Below are 19,624 nucleotides of genomic sequence, written 5' to 3' on the forward strand. Positions count from 1 at the left end.
GAGCGGGAGGACGCCTACACGTCCAGGAAGCGCACGTCCTTCGCGTTGCGCGTGATGAACGAGCGGCGAGCCTCGACGTCCTCGCCCATCAGGACCGAGAAGAGGTCGTCGGCCTGCGCGGCGTCGTCCATGGTGACCCGGCCCAGCAGGCGGTTCGCCGGGTCCATCGTGGTCTCCCACAGCTCTTCGGCGTTCATCTCGCCGAGACCCTTGTAGCGCTGGATCGCGTCGTCCTTCGGCAGCCTCTTGCCGGCCTCGACACCCGCCTTGATGACGGCGTCGCGCTCGCGGTCGGAGTACGCGTACTCCGGCTCCGTCCGCGGCCACTTGATCTTGTACAGCGGCGGCCGCGACAGGAAGACGTGGCCGTGCTCGATCAGCGGCGTCATGAACCGGAACAGCAGGGTGAGCAGCAGCGTGGTGATGTGCTGGCCGTCGACGTCGGCGTCGGCCATCAGCACGATCTTGTGGTAGCGCAGCTTCGAGAGGTCGAACTCGTCGTGGATGCCGGTGCCCAGCGCGGTGATCAGCGACTGGACCTCGGTGTTCTTGAGGACGCGGTCGATGCGGGCCTTCTCGACGTTGATGATCTTGCCGCGGATCGGCAGGATCGCCTGGTACATCGAGTCCCGGCCCTCCTTGGCCGAGCCGCCGGCCGAGTCACCCTCGACGATGTAGAGCTCGCACTCCTCCGGCTTGGTGGAGCGGCAGTCCTTCAGCTTGCCGGGCAGGCCGCCGATGTCGAGCGCGCCCTTGCGGCGGACCAGGTCGCGCGCCTTGCGGGCGGCCATCCGGGCCTGCGCCGAGGAGATCGACTTGTTGATGATCGTCTTCGCCTCGGTGGGGTTGCGCTCGAACCAGTCGGCCAGCCACTCGTTCGACTGCTGCTGCACGAACGTCTTGGCCTCGCTGTTGCCCAGCTTGGTCTTGGTCTGGCCCTCGAACTGCGGCTCGCCCAGCTTGATGGACACGATCGCGGCGAGACCCTCGCGCACGTCGTCGCCGGTCAGGTTGGCGTCCTTCTCCTTGAGCAGCTTCTTGTCGCGCGCGTAGGAGTTGACGACGCGGGTCAGCGCGGCGCGGAAGCCCTCTTCGTGGGTGCCGCCCTCGTGCGTGTTGATCGTGTTGGCGAACGTGTAGACCGACGGCGTGAACCCGGTGTTCCACTGCATCGCGACCTCGACCTCGAGGCCGGTGCCCTTCGCGTCGAAGGAGATCACGCTGGGGTGGATCGGGTCCTTGCTGCCGTTGATGTGCTTGACGAAGTCCTCGAGCCCGCCCGGGTAGCAGTAGACCTTCTCCTTGACGCGGGCGACCTTGCCCTCCGCGTCGGCCTCGGTCTCCTCGTCGGCGACGCGCTCGTCGCGCAGGGACAGCGTCAGCCCCTTGTTGAGGAACGCCATCTCCTGGAGCCGGCGCGAGATCGTCTCGAAGTTGTACGTCGTGGTCTCGAAGATGTCGCCGTCGGCCCAGAACGTCATCGTGGTGCCGGTCTCGGTCGCCGGGCCGAGGTCTTCGAGGGGACCCGGGACCTGGTCGGTGTAGAGCTGGCGCCAGCTGCGGCCGCCGTACTTGACCTCGGCGAGCAGCCTCGTCGACAGCGCGTTCACCACGGAGATGCCGACGCCGTGCAGACCGCCGGACACCGCGTAGGAGTCGCTGTCGAACTTGCCGCCCGCGTGCAGCTGGGTGAGCACGACCTCGATGGTCGGCTTGTTCTCCTTGGGGTGCATGTCGACCGGGATGCCGCGGCCGTCGTCGACGACGCGCACCCCGCCGTCGGCGAGGAGGGTAACCTCGACCTTGGTGGCGTGCCCGGCCATCGCCTCGTCGACGGAGTTGTCGACGACCTCCTGGACGAGGTGGTGCAGCCCGCGTTCACCGGTGGAGCCGATGTACATGCCGGGGCGCTTGCGGACCGCTTCGAGGCCTTCGAGCACCGTGATCGACGACGCGTTGTACTCGTGCTGGTTCTCGGTCACAGGCCTTGTTTCTCCTCGTCTCGCCCGAGCGGACGTTCGCTCACCTCCAGTGTACTTGGCCGCGTCCGCTGACATGCGGCAAGGACACCCCTGAACGCGTCACAGACGGACGAAATCGGTTCGAGCCGAGTCTTGACGTAACTCGGGAGGTCTGGATGCGTTCTCGGGGCATTCAACCGAGCAACGCGCAACCCGGGTCAGCCGTACGTGTCACGAGGGCCGCGCCCCGGCACGTGCCGGGGCCCTTTCCGCCAGCTCGGGGCAGTCGGACCCTGGATCCGCATCCGTTTGACGACGCCGTTCCCGACGCCCGCGGCGATCTTGTGCAGCAGTTTTCCCTGCAGCAGCCGGAGCTGGGTGGCCCACGCCGTGGAGCTCGCGCGCACGGTGAGTTCGCCGTCTTTCAGCGCGACCGGTTGGGCGTGTTCCGCGACGTCTTCGCCGACCAGCCGCGCCCACTGGGCGAAGACGCGGGCGCTCGTGACGCTCTCGTTCCAGCCCCGGTCGGCGACCAGCCGGGAGACGAGCCGGCCGAGCGGCTGCGGGTCGCGCGCGTCCGCGCCCGGTCCTGACCAGCGGCGCCGCCGGGGGTTCTGGCCACCGCCACCGCCGACGGTGCGGCGCCGGTACCCGGGGGAAGTCCCCCGCTCCTTGGCCTTCGCCTTGGCCGCTTCGAGCGCGGCGTGGGCGAGGTCGCGCCCGGTCGGGGGTGCCTCGTTCGGCCCAGCGGCACCCTCGCGCTCAGTACTGACAGTGGGCTTGGAGTCGCCGCGGGGCGTTTTATGCCACCCATCTGGCCGCACGGTCACGCGGGGCGATAACTCATTCACCGTGTTATCCACACTGTCCACAGGTTTGTCCCCAGATCGGGTGCGGTTTGTGCCGCCCGTCACACGGGGTACTCGTCCGTCCCGCTCAGCCACGCGTGATCTCACCATCCGCCACCACGAACCGGCCGCCGGCCAGCTCGCTGGGCACGTCTTCGTCGACCGCCGCGGTCACCAGCACCTGTTCGGCGCTCGCGGCCACCTCGGCCAGCCGGGCGCGGCGCTTGCGGTCCAGCTCGGCGAACACGTCGTCGAGCAGCAGCACCGGTTCGCCGGCCTCCCCGCGCAGCAGCTCGTAGCTGCCGAGCCGGAGCGCCAGCGCGAAGGACCACGACTCGCCGTGGCTCGCGTAGCCCTTGGCCGGCGCCTCGCCCAGGATCAGCTCCAGTTCGTCCCGGTGCGGGCCGACCAGGCTGATCCCGCGCTCGAGTTCGGCCTTCCGGGCCTCACCGAGCGCCTTGAGTAGGACGTCCTTGAGGACAGCGGGTTGCGCGCGTTCGCCATCCGGTACGCCGTATGTCTCCGGCAGGCCCGCACCCAGCGACGACCGGTACACGATCTTCGCCGGCCGGGAGTCCGGCGCCACCCCCATGTACGCCGCGGCCGCGTACGGCCCCAGGTCCGCGACGAGGTTCAGGCGCGCGGCCAGCAGCTCCGCGCCCGCCACCGAGAGGTGGTCGTCCCAGACTTCCAGGGTCGACAGCGCGTACGGGTCTTCGCGGCCCGTGCGCCGCTTCCCGGCTGTCTTGAGCAGGGCGTTGCGCTGCTTCAGCACCTTCTCGTAGTCCGCGCGGACCCCGGCGTACCGCGGCGCGCGCAGCACGAGCAGCTCGTCGAGGAACCGGCGTCGCTCGCCCGGGTCACCTCGCACGAGCGCCAGGTCCTCCGGGGAGAACAGCACCGTGCGCAGGATCCCGAGCACGTCACGCGGCCGGCCGACCGCGCCGCGGTTGACCCGGGCGCGGTTCGCGCGGCCCGCCGTGATCTCGAGCTCGACGGTCAGCTCGCGGTCGTCGTTGACCACCGCGACCCGCACCAGCGCGCGCTCGCAGCCGTGCCGGATGAGCGGCGCGTCCGTCGCGACGCGGTGCGAACCCAGCGTCGCGACGTACCCGATCGCTTCCAGCAGGTTGGTCTTGCCGCGACCGTTCTGGCCGACCAGCACGGTCGGCCCCGGTTCGAGCGCGAGATCGGCCTGCGGCCAGGAGCGGAAGTCGGTGACCTGCAGGTGTCGCAGATGCACCAGAACTCCTTTACCCGCCGACCTTCTTGACCGCGTGCCCGCCGAACTGGTTGCGCAGCGCCGCGACCGCGCGCATCGCGGCCGAGTGCTCCTGGCGCGAAGCGAACCGCGCGAAGAGCGCCGCCGAGATGACCGGCGCCGGCACCGCGTTGTTGATCGCCTCTTCCAGCGTCCAGCGGCCTTCGCCGGAATCCTCGACGTAGCCCTCGAGGTCGTCCAGCTCCGGGTCCTCGTCGAGCGCGCGCACGAGCAGGTCGAGCAGCCAGGACCGGACGACCGTGCCGCGCTGCCAGCCCTTGATCACGGCGGGCACGTCGTTGACGACCTTCGCGGCTTCGAGCAGTTCGAAGCCTTCGGCGAAGGCCTGCATCATGCCGTACTCGATGCCGTTGTGGATCATCTTCGCGTAGTGGCCCGCGCCGACGTCGCCGGCGTGCGAGAAGCCTTCTTCGCGCGGGCCTTCCGGGCGCAGCGCGTCGAAGATCGGCATCGCCCGCTCGACGTCGGCGGCCGTGCCGCCGACCATCAGGCCGTAGCCGTTGTCCTTGCCCCACACGCCACCGGACACACCGCAGTCGACGTAGCCGATTTCCTTCGCCGCCAGCAGATCGGCGTTCAGCTTGTCGTCGGTGTACTTCGAGTTGCCGCCGTCGATCACCATGTCGCCGGCGGACAGCAGGTTGCCGAGCTCGGTGACGGTCTGCCGGGTCGGCTCGCCGGCCGGCACCATGATCCACACGATCCGCGGGCCGTCCAGTTTGGACACCAGGTCCTCGAGCGACGTCGTGTCGGTGACGTCCGGGTTGCGGTCGTACCCGACCACCTCGTGACCGGCCGCGCGCAGCCGCTCACGCATGTTGAAGCCCATCTTGCCCAGGCCGACCAGACCGAGCTGAACCATGAGATCCCCTTACGTGCTAAGAAAGTCGCGGGTCAGCCGGGAAGGCGGACCGGCATCAGGAGGTAGAGGTAACCGGGGACGAGGTTGCCCTCGGCGTCGGCGGGCTTGATCAGCGCGGGGCGGTTCGGCGTGGTGAACGTCAGCTCCGCCCGGTCGCTGTGGAGGGCGCCGAGACCGTCGACGAGGTAACCCGGGTTGAACGCGATCGTCACCGGCTCACCTTCGTAGTCGACCTGAAGCTCCTCTTCGGCGCTTCCCTCGTCGTCGCCACCCGCGGACAACCGCAGCGTGTTGTCCCCGAACTCCAGTCGTACCTGAGTCCCCCGCTCCGCCACCAGTGAAACGCGCTTGATGGACTCGGTGAGAGCGGACACGTCGATGACCGCGCGTGAAGTGTGCGACGCGGGCAGCAGCTGGCGGTACGGCGGGAATTCCGCGTCGAGCAGGCGGGTCGTCGTGTAGCGCCCGGCCCCGGAGAGGCCGAGCAGGCCCTCACCGCTGGCGAGGGCGAGGCGGATCGTGGCGCCGCTCGCGCCGAGCGTCTTGGCCGCTTCGGCGAGGGTGCGTGCCGGGACGAGCACCGCGGCGTCGGCCAGGCCCTCGGCCGGCTGCCAGGTGAACTCGCGCATGGCGAGCCGGAAGCGGTCGGTCGCGACGAGGGTCAGCGAGCTGCCGGAGATCTCGAGCCGCATGCCGGTCAGCATCGGCAGGGTGTCGTCCTTGCCCGCGGCGACGACGACCTGGGTGACGGCCTGGCCGAACGCGTCGCCGGCGAGCTCGCCCGCGAAGGCGGGCTGGGACGGCAGCTGCGGGTAGTCCTCGACCGGCATGGTCGGCAGGGAGAAGCGCGCGCTGCCGCACGTGATGGTGGCGCGGGCGCCGTCGACGGAGATCTCGACCGGCTGGTTCGGCAGGGACTTGGTGATGTCGGCCAGGAGCCGGCCGGATACCAGCAGGCGGCCGCCGTCGGCGATGGTCGCCGGGACGCCGACCGTGGCCGAAACTTCGTAGTCGAAGCCCGAGACCGTCAGCGCGTCGGTGTCGCCGTCCGGACCGGCGTCGAGGAGGACACCGCCGAGTACCGGCACGGGAGGCCGGGAGGGGAGGCTTCTGGCCACCCACGCGACGGCGTCGGCGAGCCCGTCACGCTCGACGCGGATCTTCATGCGCGCATCCTTTCGACGACCGAGCCGCGGTGGCTCGGGCCAGGCCTCTTCTCGCAGGACAGTGACCGGCTGCCCCCTCCGGCCGGTCCGCCCTCCGCGCTAGCGGCCAGAACGCGGACCAGGTGCAGGCGTCCACGTTAGGCCGTCGCGGGGGCCGCCGTCACCTCGGCCTCCCCTTGAGTTTGTCGACTTGACGACACGTTCTCGCGGCTGTCCCCAACTTCGTCCATCGCCTGTTTTTGTTTTGTTCTCTCTTAGAAAAGATCTAAGAGCAGTAGCAGTAGTAGGCGTTGTGGATTGTGTGGATTGAGCTCGTTCGCGCAGGTCGGAGTGCTCGCGGGCATGTGGAGAACCATGGTGGTGGACCTGTGGGTAGATCGGGGCATCGGTGGATGGTTTCGGGCGATCCCCGATTCGTCCACAGCCAGGCCCAGTTGTCCCCACGGTTGTCCCCAGGTGTGGGGTGATCGATCCCCAGGTTCTGGGGTGCCTGCCGGGGTCCGGTTCGCCCTACCGGGTGATCGGGACGTCCTGTGCACAGAATGTGGGCAACCTGTGGAATCAGCGTGGACAAGGGTGTGGATGCGCTGTGGATCACCTGTGGGCGGGATGTGGACGGAATCCGCGTCGTCGCTGATCAGAGATCTGGTGGCACTGTGGGCAATCCGCCAACACCATGGGGAAACTTGGCTGTGTACAAAGAAGTTTCACGAATTTCGGGCGGGCACCCCGAACACGACTTCGGGGCGTCCACTGTGTGCGGACGCCCCGAAGTCGTTGCTGGGTAAGGGAGAGCTGCTACTGGCGGGCGCGCTGCTTGATGCGCGACGTCAGCTCCTGCACCTGGTCGTAGATGCGCCGGCGCTCGGCCATCTCCTTGCGGATCTTCTTGTCCGCGTGCATGACGGTCGTGTGGTCGCGGCCGCCGAACGTCTGCCCGATCTTCGGGAGCGACATGTCGGTCAGCTCGCGGCAGAGGTACATCGCGATCTGGCGGGACGTGGCGAGCGCCTTCGTCTTGCCGGGGCCGCACAGGTCGTCGAGCGTGACGTCGAAGAACTCGGAGATGACGCCCATGATCGTGGGCGCGGTGATCTCCGGGGCGTGCGAGTCGGGGATGAGGTCCCGCAGCACGATCTCCGCGAGCGCGGCGTCCACCGGCTGCTGGTTCAGCGACGCGAAGGCGGTGACGCGGATGAGCGCGCCTTCCAGCTCCCGGATGTTCGCCTCGACGCGCGAGGCGATGAACTCCAGGACGTCGCCCGGCACCGCGAGCCGGTCCTGAGCCGCCTTCTTGCGGAGGATCGCGATACGGGTCTCGAGCTCGGGCGGCTGGATGTCGGTGATCAGGCCCCACTCGAACCGCGTCCGCAGCCGGTCCTCCAGCGTCTCGAGGCGCTTGGGCGGGCGGTCGGAGCTGACGACGATCTGCTTGTTCGCGTTGTGGAGGGTGTTGAAGGTGTGGAAGAACTCTTCCTGCGTACCTTCTTTGCCTTCCAGGAACTGGATGTCGTCGACGAGCAGGATGTCTATGTCGCGGTAGCGCCGCTGGAACGCGACTTTGCGGTCGTCGCGCAGCGAGTTGATGAAGTCGTTCGTGAACTCTTCGGTCGAGACGTACCGGACGCGCATGCCGGGGAAGAGCCGTTGCGCGTAGTGGCCGACCGCGTGCAGCAGGTGCGTCTTGCCGAGCCCGGACTCACCCCAGATGAAGAGGGGGTTGTACGCGCGGGCCGGCGCTTCGGCGACGGCGACCGCGGCCGCGTGCGCGAAGCGGTTGGAGGCGCCGATGACGAACGTGTCGAAGGTGTACTTCTCGTTCAGCTTCGTCTTCGACGTCTGCGGCTGCGCCGGCGCGGTGTAGGGCTGGCCGGCGATGGGCTGGCCGGAGAACGTCGGCCAGATCTCGTGGACGGCGGCGAGCGCTTCGCCCTCTTCGTCGACTTCTTCGTCCGTGTCGTCACCGTCGTCGGGCTTCGGCGCGACGGACTGGTGCGGGGGCAGCGGCGGCGTGGGCTCGGGGCGCGGCGGCGGCAGCATCGGGCCGGGACCCGGCCGCGGCACGGGCGCCGGCTCGGGCCCGGCGCCGTTTTCCACCCGGCCGGGTGACGGGACGTAGTGGGGGCCGGGAATCGGGGCGACGGCTTCGGTGCTGTCGACCTTCACCGCGAGCGAGATGGCGCGGCCGAGCCGCCGGGAAAGCGCGTCCGTGATCGCGCCGCGCAGGCCGCGTTCGATCGCTTCCTTCGCGAAGTCGCTGGGGGCCGCCAGCAGAGCGGTGCCGTCGAGCAGGCCGATCGGGCGGGTGACGCGCATCCACGCGCGCTGCTGGGGGGACAGGGTCCCGTCCGACAGTTCGCGTACCACCTGTTCCCAGATGACACCCAGATTGTGCTGGTGCTCCGACACCTGACTGGCTCCCCTCCCCTCGTCGGCGTGGACGGCCGAACGCCCCTGGTCACACGGCCCGTGCTCATCAGCGGACCCGCGTGTGCACCGGCACAGCGAATATCCACATAGTTGTCCACAGCTGTGCACTAATGTACGGCGACCCGCGGCGACGCCACCTGCGGGCTCGTCGTACGCCGGTGGGCACTCCACCACCCGGATACTCGTGCACCTCGACCGGTGACCCGAGAGAGGCACGCTAACAAGCCCCGCCCGCTGCCACAAGGCATCCTCGGCGGCCAGCATTTCACGGTGCACGGCGTGTTGCCATTCGGTGCCGTGGCGTCGATGATCTCGGCTCCGCGAGCGGTCGCGTACCGTGGCCGAGGGGGTGCTTACCGCCCGCCCGACCGGGGTGCGTACCCTCGTAAGGTCTCCCGTATGCGACGGGTGCTATTCGCGTGCCCACGTTGTCGTCGCTCGTCGTGACGAGGCCACACGTTGGTAGGAGACACCAGAGACTGCCGTGCGCCCGCACGACACGCCAGGTGGGGGGAAGAGATTCTTCCCGCCCGACGCGACACACAGGAGAAGCAGTGAGCAAGGGTAAGCGCACCTTCCAGCCGAACAACCGCCGTCGCGCGAAGACGCACGGCTTCCGCCTGCGCATGCGTACGCGTGCCGGCCGGGCCATCCTGGCGGGCCGCCGTCGCAAGGGCCGCGCCGCGCTGTCCGCCTGATCCGGCACGTCGGGGCGCGCCGTGCTGCCGGCTGCCGCACGTCTGCGGCGGAGCGAGGATTTCCGCGTGGTTCTCCGTCGCGGGTCCCGGGCAGGCAGGCGTCGCCTCGTCGTCCACGCACTGACCACGGACCCGTCCGAGGCCGCCGACGTACCGTCGGCGGCCAGGGCGGGTTTTGTGGTGAGCAAGGCCGTCGGCAACTCGGTGGTCCGCCACCGCGTCTCCCGCCGGTTGCGTCATCTCGTTTCCGCCAAGCTCGGAACACTGCCCGCCGGCACTTCGTTGGTCGTACGGGCATTGCCGCCGTCGTCGACCGCGTCCAGCGCCGAGCTCGGGTCCGACCTCGACGCCGCGTTGCGTCGGCTGGGGCTTCTGTCGTCGCGCCGTCCGGCCGGGGATGTCCCCAGCCCGACGCGTCCCGCGGACGCGACCCCCGACCACGGATCAGCGGTGTGACCGGCATGCGAGCCACTCCCGAGCACGACCACACGCACGACGTCGAACCCGAGCCGCTGAAGCCCGGTCCCGTCGCCTGGGTCCTGCTCCTCCCCGTCAAGCTCTACCGCAAGGCGATCTCGCCCTTCCTCCCGCCGGCTTGCCGGTTCTACCCGAGCTGCAGCGCGTACGCAGTCGAAGCCCTCACCCGGCACGGTGCCGGCCGCGGCTCCTACCTCGCGCTGCGCCGGCTGCTGCGCTGCGGCCCTTGGACGCCACCCGGCCGCGACCCCGTGCCCGAGGAGTTCTCGTGGCGCCACCGACGACCTGAAACACCGATCGAGGAGTAGCAGCAGTGCTCGATTTCATCTACTACCCCGTGTCCTTCATCCTCTGGTGTTGGCACAAGGTCTTCGGGTTCGTCTTCGGCGAATCGACCGCGGTGGCCTGGATCCTCGGCATCATCTTCCTGACGTTCACGGTCCGCGGCATCATGTTCAAGCCGTTCGTGAACCAGGTCCGGTCGATGAAGAAGATGCAGGACTTCGCGCCGGAGATGAAGAAGCTCCAGAAGAAGTACGCGAACGACCGGCAGCGTCAGGCGCAGGAGATGCAGAAGCTCCAGCGCGAGCACGGCGTCAACCCGCTCGGCAGCTGCTTGCCGATGCTGCTCCAGATCCCGGTGTTCATCGGCCTGAACCACGTCCTGCGCGCGTTCACCATGCCGCCGCCCGGTGGCGGGGTGAAGACCGAGAACTACTTCTTCAGCCAGCACGACGTCGAGTCCTACGTCAACGCGAAGCTCTTCGGCGTCAACCTCGGTGAAGCCGTCTACAACGGTGTCGGTGTCGTCAGCGGCGGCGCCACGAACGTCGGCTTCCACTGGAGCGTGCTCCCGGTCGCGCTCCCCCTGATGATCGTCGCGTCGATCGCCACGCACCTCACCGCGCGCCACTCGGTCGCCCGCCAGAACGCCGCGTCGGCCACCTCGCAGACCGCGATCATGAACAAGCTGACGATGTACATCTTCCCGCTCGGTGTGCTCGTCTTCGGTGCGCTGTTCCCGCTCGGCCTCCTCTTCTACTGGCTGGCGAACAACGGCTGGACCCTGATGCAGCAGCGGCTCGTCTACACGAAGATCGACAAGGAAGAGGCGGCCCGCAAGGCGGAGGCCGCGGAGAAGCGCGCGACGCTCGGCCCGAAGCCGGGTCAGAAGCCGGCCGCGCCGAAGGTCGGTCAGAAGCCGGTCCAGCAGAAGAAGAACCAGCCCGCTCAGGGCGGCGCCCAGAAGAAGGTCGCGAAGGCGGGCTCGGCCCACGGCTTCGCCCAGACGGCTCCTGCGAGCGATTCCGCGGAGCCGGCCACGACGCCCACGGAGACCAACGGCCAGAACGGCTCGAAGGACAACGGCACCGGCGTGCCGGGCCTTCTCAAAGACTCGACCAGGAAGTCGGGCCGGAAGCGCCGCTGAGGCGCGACCGGTTCGGAGAGGAGACGAATGATGTCGGAGACGATCGAGACGATCGACGCCGATCAGGAAGACGCGACCCCGGAGCCGGCCGCCGACGAGGCGGGCGAGCAGAAGGCGGGCGGCGGTGACGACGTCCTCGTGCAAGAGGGCGACATCGCCGGCGACTACCTCGAGCGCCTGCTCGATCTGCTCGACTACGACGGCGACATCGACTTGGACGTCGAAGCGGGCCGCGCGATCGTCAGCATCGACGGCGGCGAAGACCTCGAGAAGCTCGTCGGCCCCCGCGGCACGGTGCTCGAGGCACTGCAGGAACTGACCCGCCTGGCGGTCCAGCAGGAGACGGGCTCCCGCAGCCGCCTGATGCTGGACATCGCGGGCTGGCGCGCGGACCGCCGCGAGGAGCTCCGCGAGCTCGGCCGCTCGACGGCGGAATCGGTCCTCCAGAGCGGCGAGCGGGTACGGCTCCAGCCGATGAGCCCCTTCGAGCGCAAGGTGGTCCACGACGCGGTCGCGACGGTCGCCGGCGTCACCAGCGAGAGCGAGGGCGAAGACCCGAAGCGCCGCGTGGTGATCTTCCCGGAGTCCTGAGACCCGGTCTTTCCGAAGCGGCCCCACCTCCGGGTGGGGCCGCTTCTTTTTGTGCTAGACGAGTAATGCGTAAGTGTGGGTGGTGACCGGAGACGGACGAAGGGTGTCCAAGATCCGTTTGTGACGACAGACCTGAACACCCTTCTCACCGCACTCTACGTCAAGATCGCCGACCACCGCGGCGGCCGACGCCGGCCAGGCCGGCCACCGAAGCTGACCGACGCGGAGCTGGTCACCCTGGCCGTGGCCCAGGCCCTGCTGGGGTTCGCCTCCGAGGCCCGCTGGCTACGGTTCCTGCCCGCCCGGATGCCCGGCGCGTTCCGCTGCCTGCCCGGCCAGTCCGGCTACAACCGCCGCCTGCGTGCCGCATTGCCGCTGATCAAGCTCGTCATGCGCTGGCTGGCGGCCGATACCGACCTGTGGACCGACGCCACCTGGATCGTTGATTCCACCTCGGTGGAATGCGGCCGGTCCCGGCCCACGGTCATGCGTTCGGAGCTGGCCGGCTGGGCCAAGTACGGCTTGTGCCGCTCACACTCGCGCTGGTTCTGGGGACTGCGGCTGCACCTGGTCTGCACCCCGGCCGGACTGCCGATCGTCTGGGCGCCGGCTGATCCGAAGGTCGACGAACGGCAGGTGCTCATGGCCATCTGCGGCCACGAACCCCACCTGCTCACCGACCGCCCGGGGCTGTCGATCATCGCCGACGAAGGTTCCGTCTCCTGCGAACTGGACCACTACCTCACCGAGCGCGGGGTCCGGCTGATCCGGCCGTCCTACCGCGACCGCAGGCCCCATCCCGGTGAGCCGTTGCTCAAGTCCATCCGCCAGCTCATCGAGTCGGTCAACGACACCCTCAAAGGCCAGCTCAACCTCGAACAACACGGTGGGCGCACCATCGAAGGCGTCGGTGTCCGCGTCGCCCAACGCCTCCTGGCACTTACCGCCGCCATCTGGCACAACCGCGCCACCAGGCAGCCCATCACCCGATCCCTGACCGCTTACGACCACTGACCGAGTTACGCATTACTCGTCTAGGTGTGACTGGTGCGCCCGGCACCCGGCGAGGTACTCCACTTCTCCGAGGACCCGATGACCACCCGCTTCGACCACCACGTCGCCGCGACGGCCCAGCAGCCGGAGGCGTACGTGTGGGCGGTCGACGCGGCGCGGGCGCCGGACTACTGGTTCCCACGTCAGTGTCTCCCCGCGCTGGCGTGGACGCTCCGCCGGTTCGCGGCGACGTCGTTCCGGTCGTTCGGCGAGCACGCGCACGGGGATCGAGCTTCGGGTGCTGCCGGACCTGTGGAGCTTCGTCGACATGGCGGCGAAGAGCTCGCTCGGCTTCAGCGGCATCCGGCTGCGGAACGCGGCGCCGCGACCGAGCGAATTACAGCGGTGATGTTTCACGTGGAACCGGGGGTGCCGGAGTCGCGCCTCCGATGCCTGCGACACCGCACCGGCGACTCGAAGTCCCGCTAGCCGGCTCCTGGCTCCGACACAGGAGACAGCCTTGGCCGCTTCGACTTGGACAGCGACCGGCCCTCGCGGCGGTCCCCCGAGCGGATCCAGGAGCCGGTCTCGCTACTGGAGCTCGGCCGTGCCGCGACGAATGCCGAGCGGCAGCGCCGAGAGGACCGCGCCCCTGGAACCACCACCTGACGCCGGACGCCGTGTTTCACGTGGAACCGCCCACAGGGGGACGCCGGGTGAGTGGAGTTGTCCACATCTGCGGTCTGTCGGCTCGTTTTCGCTCCGACATCAGGGACAATCGAACGAGCGCCGTTTCACGTGAAACGCGCGGACGAGGAGTAGACGGAGTGAGCTTGGAGCAGGCCGCGGGGGCGGTGCGGGCCGCGGCGGAGCGGGTGTTCGGTGAGCACCTGGACCGAGCGGCCGGGTACGTCGAACTCCTGGAGCTTCATGGGGTAGAGCGTGGGCTGATCGGGCCGCGGGAGGTCGAGCGGCTTTGGGAGCGGCACGTTCTGAACTCGGCGGTCATCGGCGAGCAGATGGCGAACGGCGCCCGCGTTGTCGATGTGGGTTCGGGTGCGGGGCTTCCGGGTGTACCGCTCGCGATCGCGCGACCGGACCTCGATATCGTCTTGCTTGAACCGATGGCCCGCCGGGTGGACTGGCTGGCCGAGGTCGCCGAGAAGCTGGAACTCCCGATCACCATCGTCCGTGGACGCGCGGAGGAGCGGCCTGTGCGTGAGCAGCTCGGTGGCGCCGACATCGTCACCGCTCGCGCGGTCGCCCCGCTCGCCCGGCTCGCGGACTGGTGTCTCCCGCTGGTCCGTCCCGACGGCTTCCTGGTTGCCCTCAAGGGCGCCAGCGCGGCGGACGAGATCGATCGGGACGGCGCTGCCATCCGCAAGGCCGGCGGGGCCGATCCGCTGATCGTCGAGTGCGGTGCCGCAGTACTAGAGGTCCCCAGCACGGTTGTGAAGATCCGTCGTCTCCCAGCAACGAGCAAGCCGAAGGCGCGGAGCAGGAAGCGTTAACGGGCCGCGATGTTCCACGTGAAACGACGCGACTCGACCACCGACCAGACTTCTACATGGAGGAGGTGTCGAGACCGGTGAATCCCCCGCCGTCCGACTCCACGGAGACCACCCCTGACGTGGGCTGGACCCCGATCGCCGAAGAAGCCGCCCGCGCCGCGCGTCTGCTGCACCCGGAGGAAGGGACGCTCCCGCGTCCCGGCCGCCGTCGGGTGATGACCGTGGCCAACCAGAAGGGCGGTGTCGGTAAGACCACGAGCACCGTCAACCTCGCGGCCGCGCTGGCCGTGCACGGGCTCAAGACGCTCGTCGTCGACCTCGACCCGCAGGGCAACGCGAGCACCGCGCTCGACGTCGACCACCGGTCCGGGACGCCGTCCATCTACGAGGTGCTGATCGGTGAAGTGACGCTCGCGGAGGCCGCCCAGTCGACCGAGCAGTCGCCGAACCTCTTCTGCGTTCCCGCGACGATCGACCTCGCCGGTGCGGAGATCGAGCTCGTCTCGATGGCGTCCCGCGAGTCCCGGCTCAAGGAAGCGATCTCCGCGGAGGTCCTCAACGAGATCGGCGTCGACTACGTCTTGATCGATTGCCCGCCGTCGCTCGGTCTCCTCACGGTCAACGCGATGGTCGCCGCGCAGGAGGTGCTCATCCCGATCCAGTGCGAGTACTACGCGCTCGAAGGTCTCGGGCAGCTGCTGAGCAACATCGAGCTCGTGCAGCAGCACCTCAACCGCGAGCTCCGCGTCTCCACGATCCTCCTCACCATGTACGACGGCCGGACCAAGCTGGCCGACCAGGTGACGAACGAGGTCCGCAACCACTTCGGCGACACCGTGCTGAAGACCGTCATCCCCCGCAGCGTGAAGGTGTCGGAGGCGCCTGGCTACGGCCAGACCGTCCTCGCTTACGATCCCGGTTCGCGGGGTGCGATGAGCTACGTCGACGCGGCCAAGGAGATCGCCGAGCGCGGCGCACAGTTGGAGAGGGGTAGTTCGACATGACCGAGCGCCGAGGAGGGCTGGGGCGCGGCCTCGCCGCCCTGATCCCGACCGGACCCGCCACCGGCGGTCCCCTGCCCACCGCCGGGGACACGGCGGCGGACAAGAAGGCGGCCGAGGACAAGGGCTGGTTCGCGGCCAACGGTCAGGCGAAGCAGCACAGCGGCGAGGTGGCCGGCGCGGTATACCGCGAGATCCCGGTCGGTTCGGTCAAGCCGAACCCGAAGCAGCCGCGGCAGGTATTCGACGAGGACGCGCTCGCCGAACTCGAGCACTCGATCCGCGAATTCGGGCTCATGCAGCCCATCGTGGTCCGCGAGCTCGGGAACGACGAGTACGAGCTCGTCATGGGCGAGCGGCGGCTCCGCGCGTCGCAGCAGGCGGAGCTCGAAGCGATCCCGGCGATCGTCCGGCAGACCGCCGACGAGTCGATGCTGCGCGACGCGCTCCTGGAGAACATCCACCGCGTCCAGCTGAACCCGCTCGAAGAGGCGGCGGCGTACCAGCAGCTGCTCGACGAGTTCGCGGTCACGCACGAAGAGCTGGCGAGCCGGATCGGTCGCAGCCGCCCGGTCATCACCAACACGATCCGGCTCCTCAAGCTCCCCCTGCCGGTCCAGCGCCGGGTCGCCGCGGGCGTCCTGTCCGCCGGGCACGCCCGCGCGCTGCTGTCGCTGGAGGATCCCGAAAGTCAGGAAGAGCTCGCCGCGCGGATCATCGCGGAGGGCATGTCGGTCCGGGCGACCGAGGAAGCCGTCACGCTCAAGAAGAGCGAGAAGCCGGCCAAGCCGAAGCCCGCCGCGCGCAAGCCGATCCAGGCGCCGGGACTGCAGGAGCTCGCGAACCGCCTTTCGGATCGCTTCGACACCCGCGTGAAGGTCGACCTCGGCCGGCGCAAGGGACGGATCACGCTCGAATTCGGGTCGGTCGACGATCTCGAGCGGATCGTCGCGATCATCGATGCGAATGGGGCGAATCAGACACCGAAAACCGATTAGGGATCACCCCAGGGTGTTTCGTCACGGTGATGATTGCTCGACGCAGTCGCGACGACCACATCCAGTGATCATGAGATCGCGACACGAAAAAGGCCGCCACGGAAGCTCCGAGGCGGCCTTTCGCGTGCGAAGGGTCAGCGGGAAATCGCGCGTCCGATCAGTTCGGCGAACACCGTGCCGAGCGACTTGCCCGCGGCTTCGATCGCCATCGGCACCGTCGACGTCTCGGTCAGCCCCGGCGACGGGTTCACTTCCAGGAAGTGCACCGTCCCGTCCGCCGCGACGATCGCGTCGGTGCGCGAGATGTCCCGAAGCCCGAGGACGCGGTGCGCGGCGACGGCGAGTTCGGCCGCCGCCTTGGCCGCGGCGTCGTCGAGGCGGGCCGGGGTGAAGAAGTCGGTCAGGCCGGCCGTGTAGCGGGCCGTGTAGTCGTACACGCCGCTCTCCGGGACGATCTCGACCGCGGGGAGGGCCTCGGGGCCGTCCGCGCCTTCGATGACCGTCACGGCCACCTCGACGCCGTCCACGAACCGCTCGGCGAGCACGGTGTCGCCGTACGCGAAGCAGCCGACCATCGCCGCCGGCAGTTCGGCGGCCTCGCGGACCACCTGGGTGCCGAGTGCCGAGCCGCCCTGGTCGGGCTTGAGGATCAGCGGCAAGCCGAGGCGCTCCACCATCGCGTCGAGCACCGCCTGGGCGCCGAGCTCGCGGAACGTGCTGTGCGGCAGCACCACCCAGCCCGGCGTCACGAACCCGGCGTTCTCGATGAGCGCCTTCGCCGTCGGCTTGTCCCACGCGCGGCGGCAGCCCTGGGAGCCGGTGCCGACGAACGGCACGTCCAGCATCTCCAGCACCGTCTGCACCGAGCCGTTCTCGCCCTCACCGCCGTGCAGCGCGACGACGACCGCGTCCGGCCGCTGGGTGCGCAGGCGCTCCAGCAACCCGGCGTCGGTGTCCCACTCCTCGATGCCGAGGCCCTCGGACTTCAGCGCCGCGGAGAGCCGCCGGCCGGACCTCAGCGAGACGTCGCGTTCGTGCGAAAGCCCGCCGGCGAGCACGGCAACGGTACGGTCGACCACCGTGGAAACTCCTTAGCTAAAAGAACTAGACCGTGTCCGGGGACGGGTTCTGCGGCCCCTGGATCTGGCGCGAGCCCACGTTACCGAAGGTGCGGGCCAGGTCCATTTCGGACTCCAGCACCGCGGCCAGCCGCCGGACGCCCTCGCGGATCCGCTCCGGCGTCGGGTAGCAGTAGGACAGCCGCATCTGGCGGCTGCCGAAGCCGTCGGCGTAGAAGCCGGTCCCCGACGCGTACGCCACCCGGGCGGTCACCGCGCGCGGCAGCATCGCCTTCGTGTCGACGCCCTCCGGCACCGTCACCCAGACGTAGAAGCCGCCGTCCGGCTTGGTCCAGGAACAGCCCGGGGGCAGGTGCTGCTCCAGCGCGGACAACATCGCGTCGCGCCGGTCGCGGTAGTTCTCCTGGAACTTCTTGATCTGGCCCTTCCAGTCGTGCGTGGCCAGGTAGCGCGACACGATCATCTGGTTGAACGTCGGCGGGCACAGCGTCGCCGACTCGGCGGCCAGCACGAGCTTCTCGCGCACGGCGTGCGGCGCGAGCACCCAGCCGACGCGCAGGCCGGAGGCGAACGTCTTGGAGAACGAGCCGAGGTACACGACGTTTTCGGGGTCGGTCGAGCGCAGCGCCGGGTAGGTCTGGCCGTCGAAGCCGAGCAACCCGTACGGGTTGTCTTCGACGACCAGCACGTCGTGGTCGCGGCAGATCTCGAGGATCTCCGCGCGGCGCTCGACGGCCAGCGTGACGCCGGCGGGGTTGTGGAAGTTCGGGATCGTGTAGAGGAACTTGACCCGGCGGCCGGCCTTCTCCGTCCGGACGAGCGCTTCGCGCAGCAGCTCCGGCACCAGGCCGTTTTCGTCCATCGCCACGTGCACGACCTGCGCTTGGTACGCGGCGAAGGAGCCCAGCGCGCCGACGTAGGACGGGCCTTCGGCGATCACGACGTCACCGGGGTCGCAGAACAGCCGCGTGACCATGTCCAGGCCCATCTGGGAGCCGACGGTCACGACGACGTCGTCCGGGTGCGCCTTGATGCCCTCCAGGGCCATGATCTCGCAGATCTGCTCGCGCAGCGCCGGGACGCCGTGCGCGGAGCCGTACTGCAGCGCCACGAGGCCGTCTTCGGCGATGATCTCCGCCACCTGTGCCGAGAGCGTGTCGAGCGGGAGCGCGGCCAGGTTCGGCATGCCGCCGGCCAGCGAAACCACCTCGGGCCGGCTGGCGACCGCGAAGAGCGCTCGGATCTCCGAAGCGGTCATCCCGGCGGTCCGGGCGGCGTACCGCTCGAGGTGCGGGTCGAGGTTCTGGCGGCCGCTGTGCGGCTTGCTGGGGCGGTTCTCGGTCATCGACGATTCACCCGTGGCTCGGTTAACAGATCCTGTCGAGTGTAACCGTGCACCCATCCGGGACCCCTGGCCTTTCGGCGCTCGTCACATCGGCCTATCCTCGACCATGGCTCCCGTGTCCGTGCTGTGTTTTTCGCGCGGCTTGACGGCCGGGCAGCCCGTCGGGAGCGCAGGTCAGGGAGGTCGCGGGTGTCGCGTCGCGTCGTGGGCGTCACACTGGACAACCTCGAGCACTTGCCGAAAAGCTGTCGCCGGTGCGTCTACTGGGAGCTCGCTCCCCACCTGAAGAACCAGGCGGAGGAGTTCGGCGCCACCGAGGTCGAAAAGGAAGCCTGGGTCTCGAGCGTGCTGCTCGAGTGGGGTTCCTGCGGCCGCATCGTCTACAGCGACACGCTGCCGGTCGGGTTCGTGCTGTACGCCCCGCCGAACGCCGTCCCGCGCGCGTTGGCCTTCCCGACGTCCCCGCCGAGCGCGGACGCGGTCCTCCTGACGGCCTTCCAGGTCCTCCCCGAGTTCCGCGGTGGCGGCCTCGGCCGGATGCTGGTCCAGGCGGTCGCCAAGGACCTGACCAAGCGCGGTGTCCGCGCGATCGAGGCGTTCGGCGACGCCCGCCCCGACGAGACGGACCCGGACGGCGGCCACAGCTGCGTGCTGCCGGCGGCGTTCCTGCAGAGCGTCGGCTTCAAGACCGTCCGCCCGCACCCCAAGTGGCCGCGCCTGCGCCTGGAGCTGCGCTCGGCGATCACCTGGAAGGAAGACGTCGAGGCGGCGCTGGAGCGCCTGCTCGGCCAGGTGACGATCACCACGGCCGAGCCGAGCCTCGGCCGCGCCTGAGCCACCCCGCAAACGTTTGCGCCTGGGTTTCGTCACGTGCGAAACAGCGTTGTGCACGGCTGTGGAAGAAGTGCCGAGTTATCCACAGAGCGCAGATAGGAGCGGTGGAAAAGCTGTGG

At 69.2% G+C, this 19,624-nt stretch carries 19 protein-coding genes and 1 pseudogene; 12 read left to right on the top strand and 8 right to left on the bottom strand.

The window, feature by feature from the left end:
* Positions 1 to 14: 14 nt before the first annotated feature.
* The 6 genes from gyrB to dnaA form a co-directional block, all read right to left on the bottom strand.
* Entirely contained in the window at positions 15 to 1,982 is a 1,968-nt protein-coding gene (gene gyrB / locus AB0B33_RS23755; RefSeq protein ID WP_247016263.1) for a DNA topoisomerase (ATP-hydrolyzing) subunit B, read from the bottom strand.
* Positions 1,983 to 2,179: 197 nt separating this feature from the next.
* The gene (locus tag AB0B33_RS23760; protein WP_360775377.1) at positions 2,180 to 2,791 is read right to left on the bottom strand and encodes a DciA family protein; all 612 of its coding nucleotides are present in this window, start codon (positions 2,789 to 2,791) and stop codon (positions 2,180 to 2,182) included.
* A gap of 106 nt (positions 2,792 to 2,897) precedes the next feature.
* The gene (recF, locus tag AB0B33_RS23765) at positions 2,898 to 4,052 is read right to left on the bottom strand and encodes a DNA replication/repair protein RecF (RefSeq protein WP_360775380.1); all 1,155 of its coding nucleotides are present in this window, start codon (positions 4,050 to 4,052) and stop codon (positions 2,898 to 2,900) included.
* 10 nt (positions 4,053 to 4,062) lie between these two features.
* The gene (gene gnd, locus AB0B33_RS23770) at positions 4,063 to 4,953 is read right to left on the bottom strand and encodes a phosphogluconate dehydrogenase (NAD(+)-dependent, decarboxylating) (RefSeq protein ID WP_247016271.1); all 891 of its coding nucleotides are present in this window, start codon (positions 4,951 to 4,953) and stop codon (positions 4,063 to 4,065) included.
* A gap of 32 nt (positions 4,954 to 4,985) precedes the next feature.
* Positions 4,986 to 6,119 (bottom strand): DNA polymerase III subunit beta, encoded by a 1,134-nt coding sequence (gene dnaN / locus AB0B33_RS23775; RefSeq protein ID WP_247016273.1) that lies wholly within the window; start codon positions 6,117 to 6,119, stop codon positions 4,986 to 4,988.
* A gap of 798 nt (positions 6,120 to 6,917) precedes the next feature.
* Positions 6,918 to 8,528 carry a chromosomal replication initiator protein DnaA gene (gene dnaA / locus AB0B33_RS23780; RefSeq protein WP_360775384.1) on the bottom strand — a complete coding sequence of 537 codons (1,611 nt, stop codon included), beginning with the start codon at positions 8,526 to 8,528 and terminating at the stop codon, positions 6,918 to 6,920.
* Between the two features lie 575 nt (positions 8,529 to 9,103).
* Here dnaA and rpmH point away from each other — a divergent pair.
* The 11 genes and pseudogenes from rpmH (at position 9,104) to AB0B33_RS23835 (ending at position 16,247) form a co-directional block, all read left to right on the top strand.
* A complete protein-coding gene (gene rpmH / locus AB0B33_RS23785; RefSeq protein ID WP_003082934.1) occupies positions 9,104 to 9,247 on the top strand; it encodes a 50S ribosomal protein L34 in 144 nt (47 codons plus the stop codon).
* Between the two features lie 21 nt (positions 9,248 to 9,268).
* Positions 9,269 to 9,703: a ribonuclease P protein component gene (rnpA, locus tag AB0B33_RS23790; RefSeq protein WP_360775386.1), complete on the top strand. Its 435-nt coding sequence runs from the start codon at positions 9,269 to 9,271 to the stop codon at positions 9,701 to 9,703.
* Positions 9,704 to 9,708: 5 nt separating this feature from the next.
* A complete protein-coding gene (gene yidD, locus AB0B33_RS23795; protein WP_360775389.1) occupies positions 9,709 to 10,032 on the top strand; it encodes a membrane protein insertion efficiency factor YidD in 324 nt (107 codons plus the stop codon).
* 5 nt (positions 10,033 to 10,037) lie between these two features.
* Positions 10,038 to 11,153 (top strand): membrane protein insertase YidC, encoded by a 1,116-nt coding sequence (gene yidC / locus AB0B33_RS23800; RefSeq protein WP_247016281.1) that lies wholly within the window; start codon positions 10,038 to 10,040, stop codon positions 11,151 to 11,153.
* 30 nt (positions 11,154 to 11,183) lie between these two features.
* Positions 11,184 to 11,744 (top strand): R3H domain-containing nucleic acid-binding protein, encoded by a 561-nt coding sequence (locus AB0B33_RS23805; protein ID WP_247025430.1) that lies wholly within the window; start codon positions 11,184 to 11,186, stop codon positions 11,742 to 11,744.
* Between the two features lie 120 nt (positions 11,745 to 11,864).
* Entirely contained in the window at positions 11,865 to 12,758 is an 894-nt protein-coding gene (locus AB0B33_RS23810; RefSeq protein WP_360775483.1) for an IS982 family transposase, read from the top strand.
* 78 nt (positions 12,759 to 12,836) lie between these two features.
* Positions 12,837 to 12,945: pseudogene (locus AB0B33_RS23815) on the top strand (DUF6886 family protein); the annotation flags it as partial.
* A gap of 90 nt (positions 12,946 to 13,035) precedes the next feature.
* Positions 13,036 to 13,146 (top strand): hypothetical protein, encoded by a 111-nt coding sequence (locus AB0B33_RS23820; RefSeq protein WP_360775393.1) that lies wholly within the window; start codon positions 13,036 to 13,038, stop codon positions 13,144 to 13,146.
* A gap of 418 nt (positions 13,147 to 13,564) precedes the next feature.
* On the top strand, positions 13,565 to 14,248 hold the full coding sequence (gene rsmG, locus AB0B33_RS23825; RefSeq protein ID WP_247016285.1) for a 16S rRNA (guanine(527)-N(7))-methyltransferase RsmG: 684 nt from the start codon (positions 13,565 to 13,567) through the stop codon (positions 14,246 to 14,248).
* 56 nt (positions 14,249 to 14,304) lie between these two features.
* Positions 14,305 to 15,252 carry a ParA family protein gene (locus AB0B33_RS23830; protein ID WP_360775396.1) on the top strand — a complete coding sequence of 316 codons (948 nt, stop codon included), beginning with the start codon at positions 14,305 to 14,307 and terminating at the stop codon, positions 15,250 to 15,252.
* Positions 15,249 to 16,247, top strand: coding sequence for a ParB/RepB/Spo0J family partition protein (locus AB0B33_RS23835; RefSeq protein ID WP_247016289.1), 999 nt, complete (start codon positions 15,249 to 15,251; stop codon positions 16,245 to 16,247). Before AB0B33_RS23830 ends, AB0B33_RS23835 begins: the two co-directional genes overlap by 4 nt.
* 134 nt (positions 16,248 to 16,381) lie before the next feature.
* On the opposite strand, the gene AB0B33_RS23840 is transcribed toward AB0B33_RS23835, so the two are convergent.
* Positions 16,382 to 17,326: a D-alanine--D-alanine ligase gene (locus AB0B33_RS23840; RefSeq protein ID WP_247016291.1), complete on the bottom strand. Its 945-nt coding sequence runs from the start codon at positions 17,324 to 17,326 to the stop codon at positions 16,382 to 16,384.
* A 25-nt stretch (positions 17,327 to 17,351) separates the two neighbouring features.
* A complete protein-coding gene (locus AB0B33_RS23845; RefSeq protein WP_360775401.1) occupies positions 17,352 to 18,671 on the bottom strand; it encodes a PLP-dependent aminotransferase family protein in 1,320 nt (439 codons plus the stop codon).
* Between the two features lie 189 nt (positions 18,672 to 18,860).
* Between AB0B33_RS23845 and AB0B33_RS23850 the strand changes: the two genes are divergently transcribed.
* Complete coding sequence (locus AB0B33_RS23850; RefSeq protein ID WP_247016295.1) at positions 18,861 to 19,505, top strand: GNAT family N-acetyltransferase; 645 nt, start codon at positions 18,861 to 18,863, stop codon at positions 19,503 to 19,505.
* Positions 19,506 to 19,624: the final 119 nt, after the last annotated feature.

Source organism: Amycolatopsis sp. NPDC049159 (assembly GCF_040648295.1).
Taxonomy (GTDB): domain Bacteria; phylum Actinomycetota; class Actinomycetes; order Mycobacteriales; family Pseudonocardiaceae; genus Amycolatopsis; species Amycolatopsis pretoriensis_A.

Coding starts and splice junctions, on each gene's coding strand:
- dnaN (WP_247016273.1), bottom strand. CDS start 6,119: ATGAAGATCCGCGTCGAGCGTGACGGGCTCGCCGACGCCGTCGCGTGG.
- AB0B33_RS23835 (WP_247016289.1), top strand. CDS start 15,249: ATGACCGAGCGCCGAGGAGGGCTGGGGCGCGGCCTCGCCGCCCTGATC.
- AB0B33_RS23845 (WP_360775401.1), bottom strand. CDS start 18,671: ATGACCGAGAACCGCCCCAGCAAGCCGCACAGCGGCCGCCAGAACCTC.
- AB0B33_RS23805 (WP_247025430.1), top strand. CDS start 11,184: ATGTCGGAGACGATCGAGACGATCGACGCCGATCAGGAAGACGCGACC.
- gnd (WP_247016271.1), bottom strand. CDS start 4,953: ATGGTTCAGCTCGGTCTGGTCGGCCTGGGCAAGATGGGCTTCAACATG.
- AB0B33_RS23830 (WP_360775396.1), top strand. CDS start 14,305: ATGGAGGAGGTGTCGAGACCGGTGAATCCCCCGCCGTCCGACTCCACG.
- yidD (WP_360775389.1), top strand. CDS start 9,709: ATGCGAGCCACTCCCGAGCACGACCACACGCACGACGTCGAACCCGAG.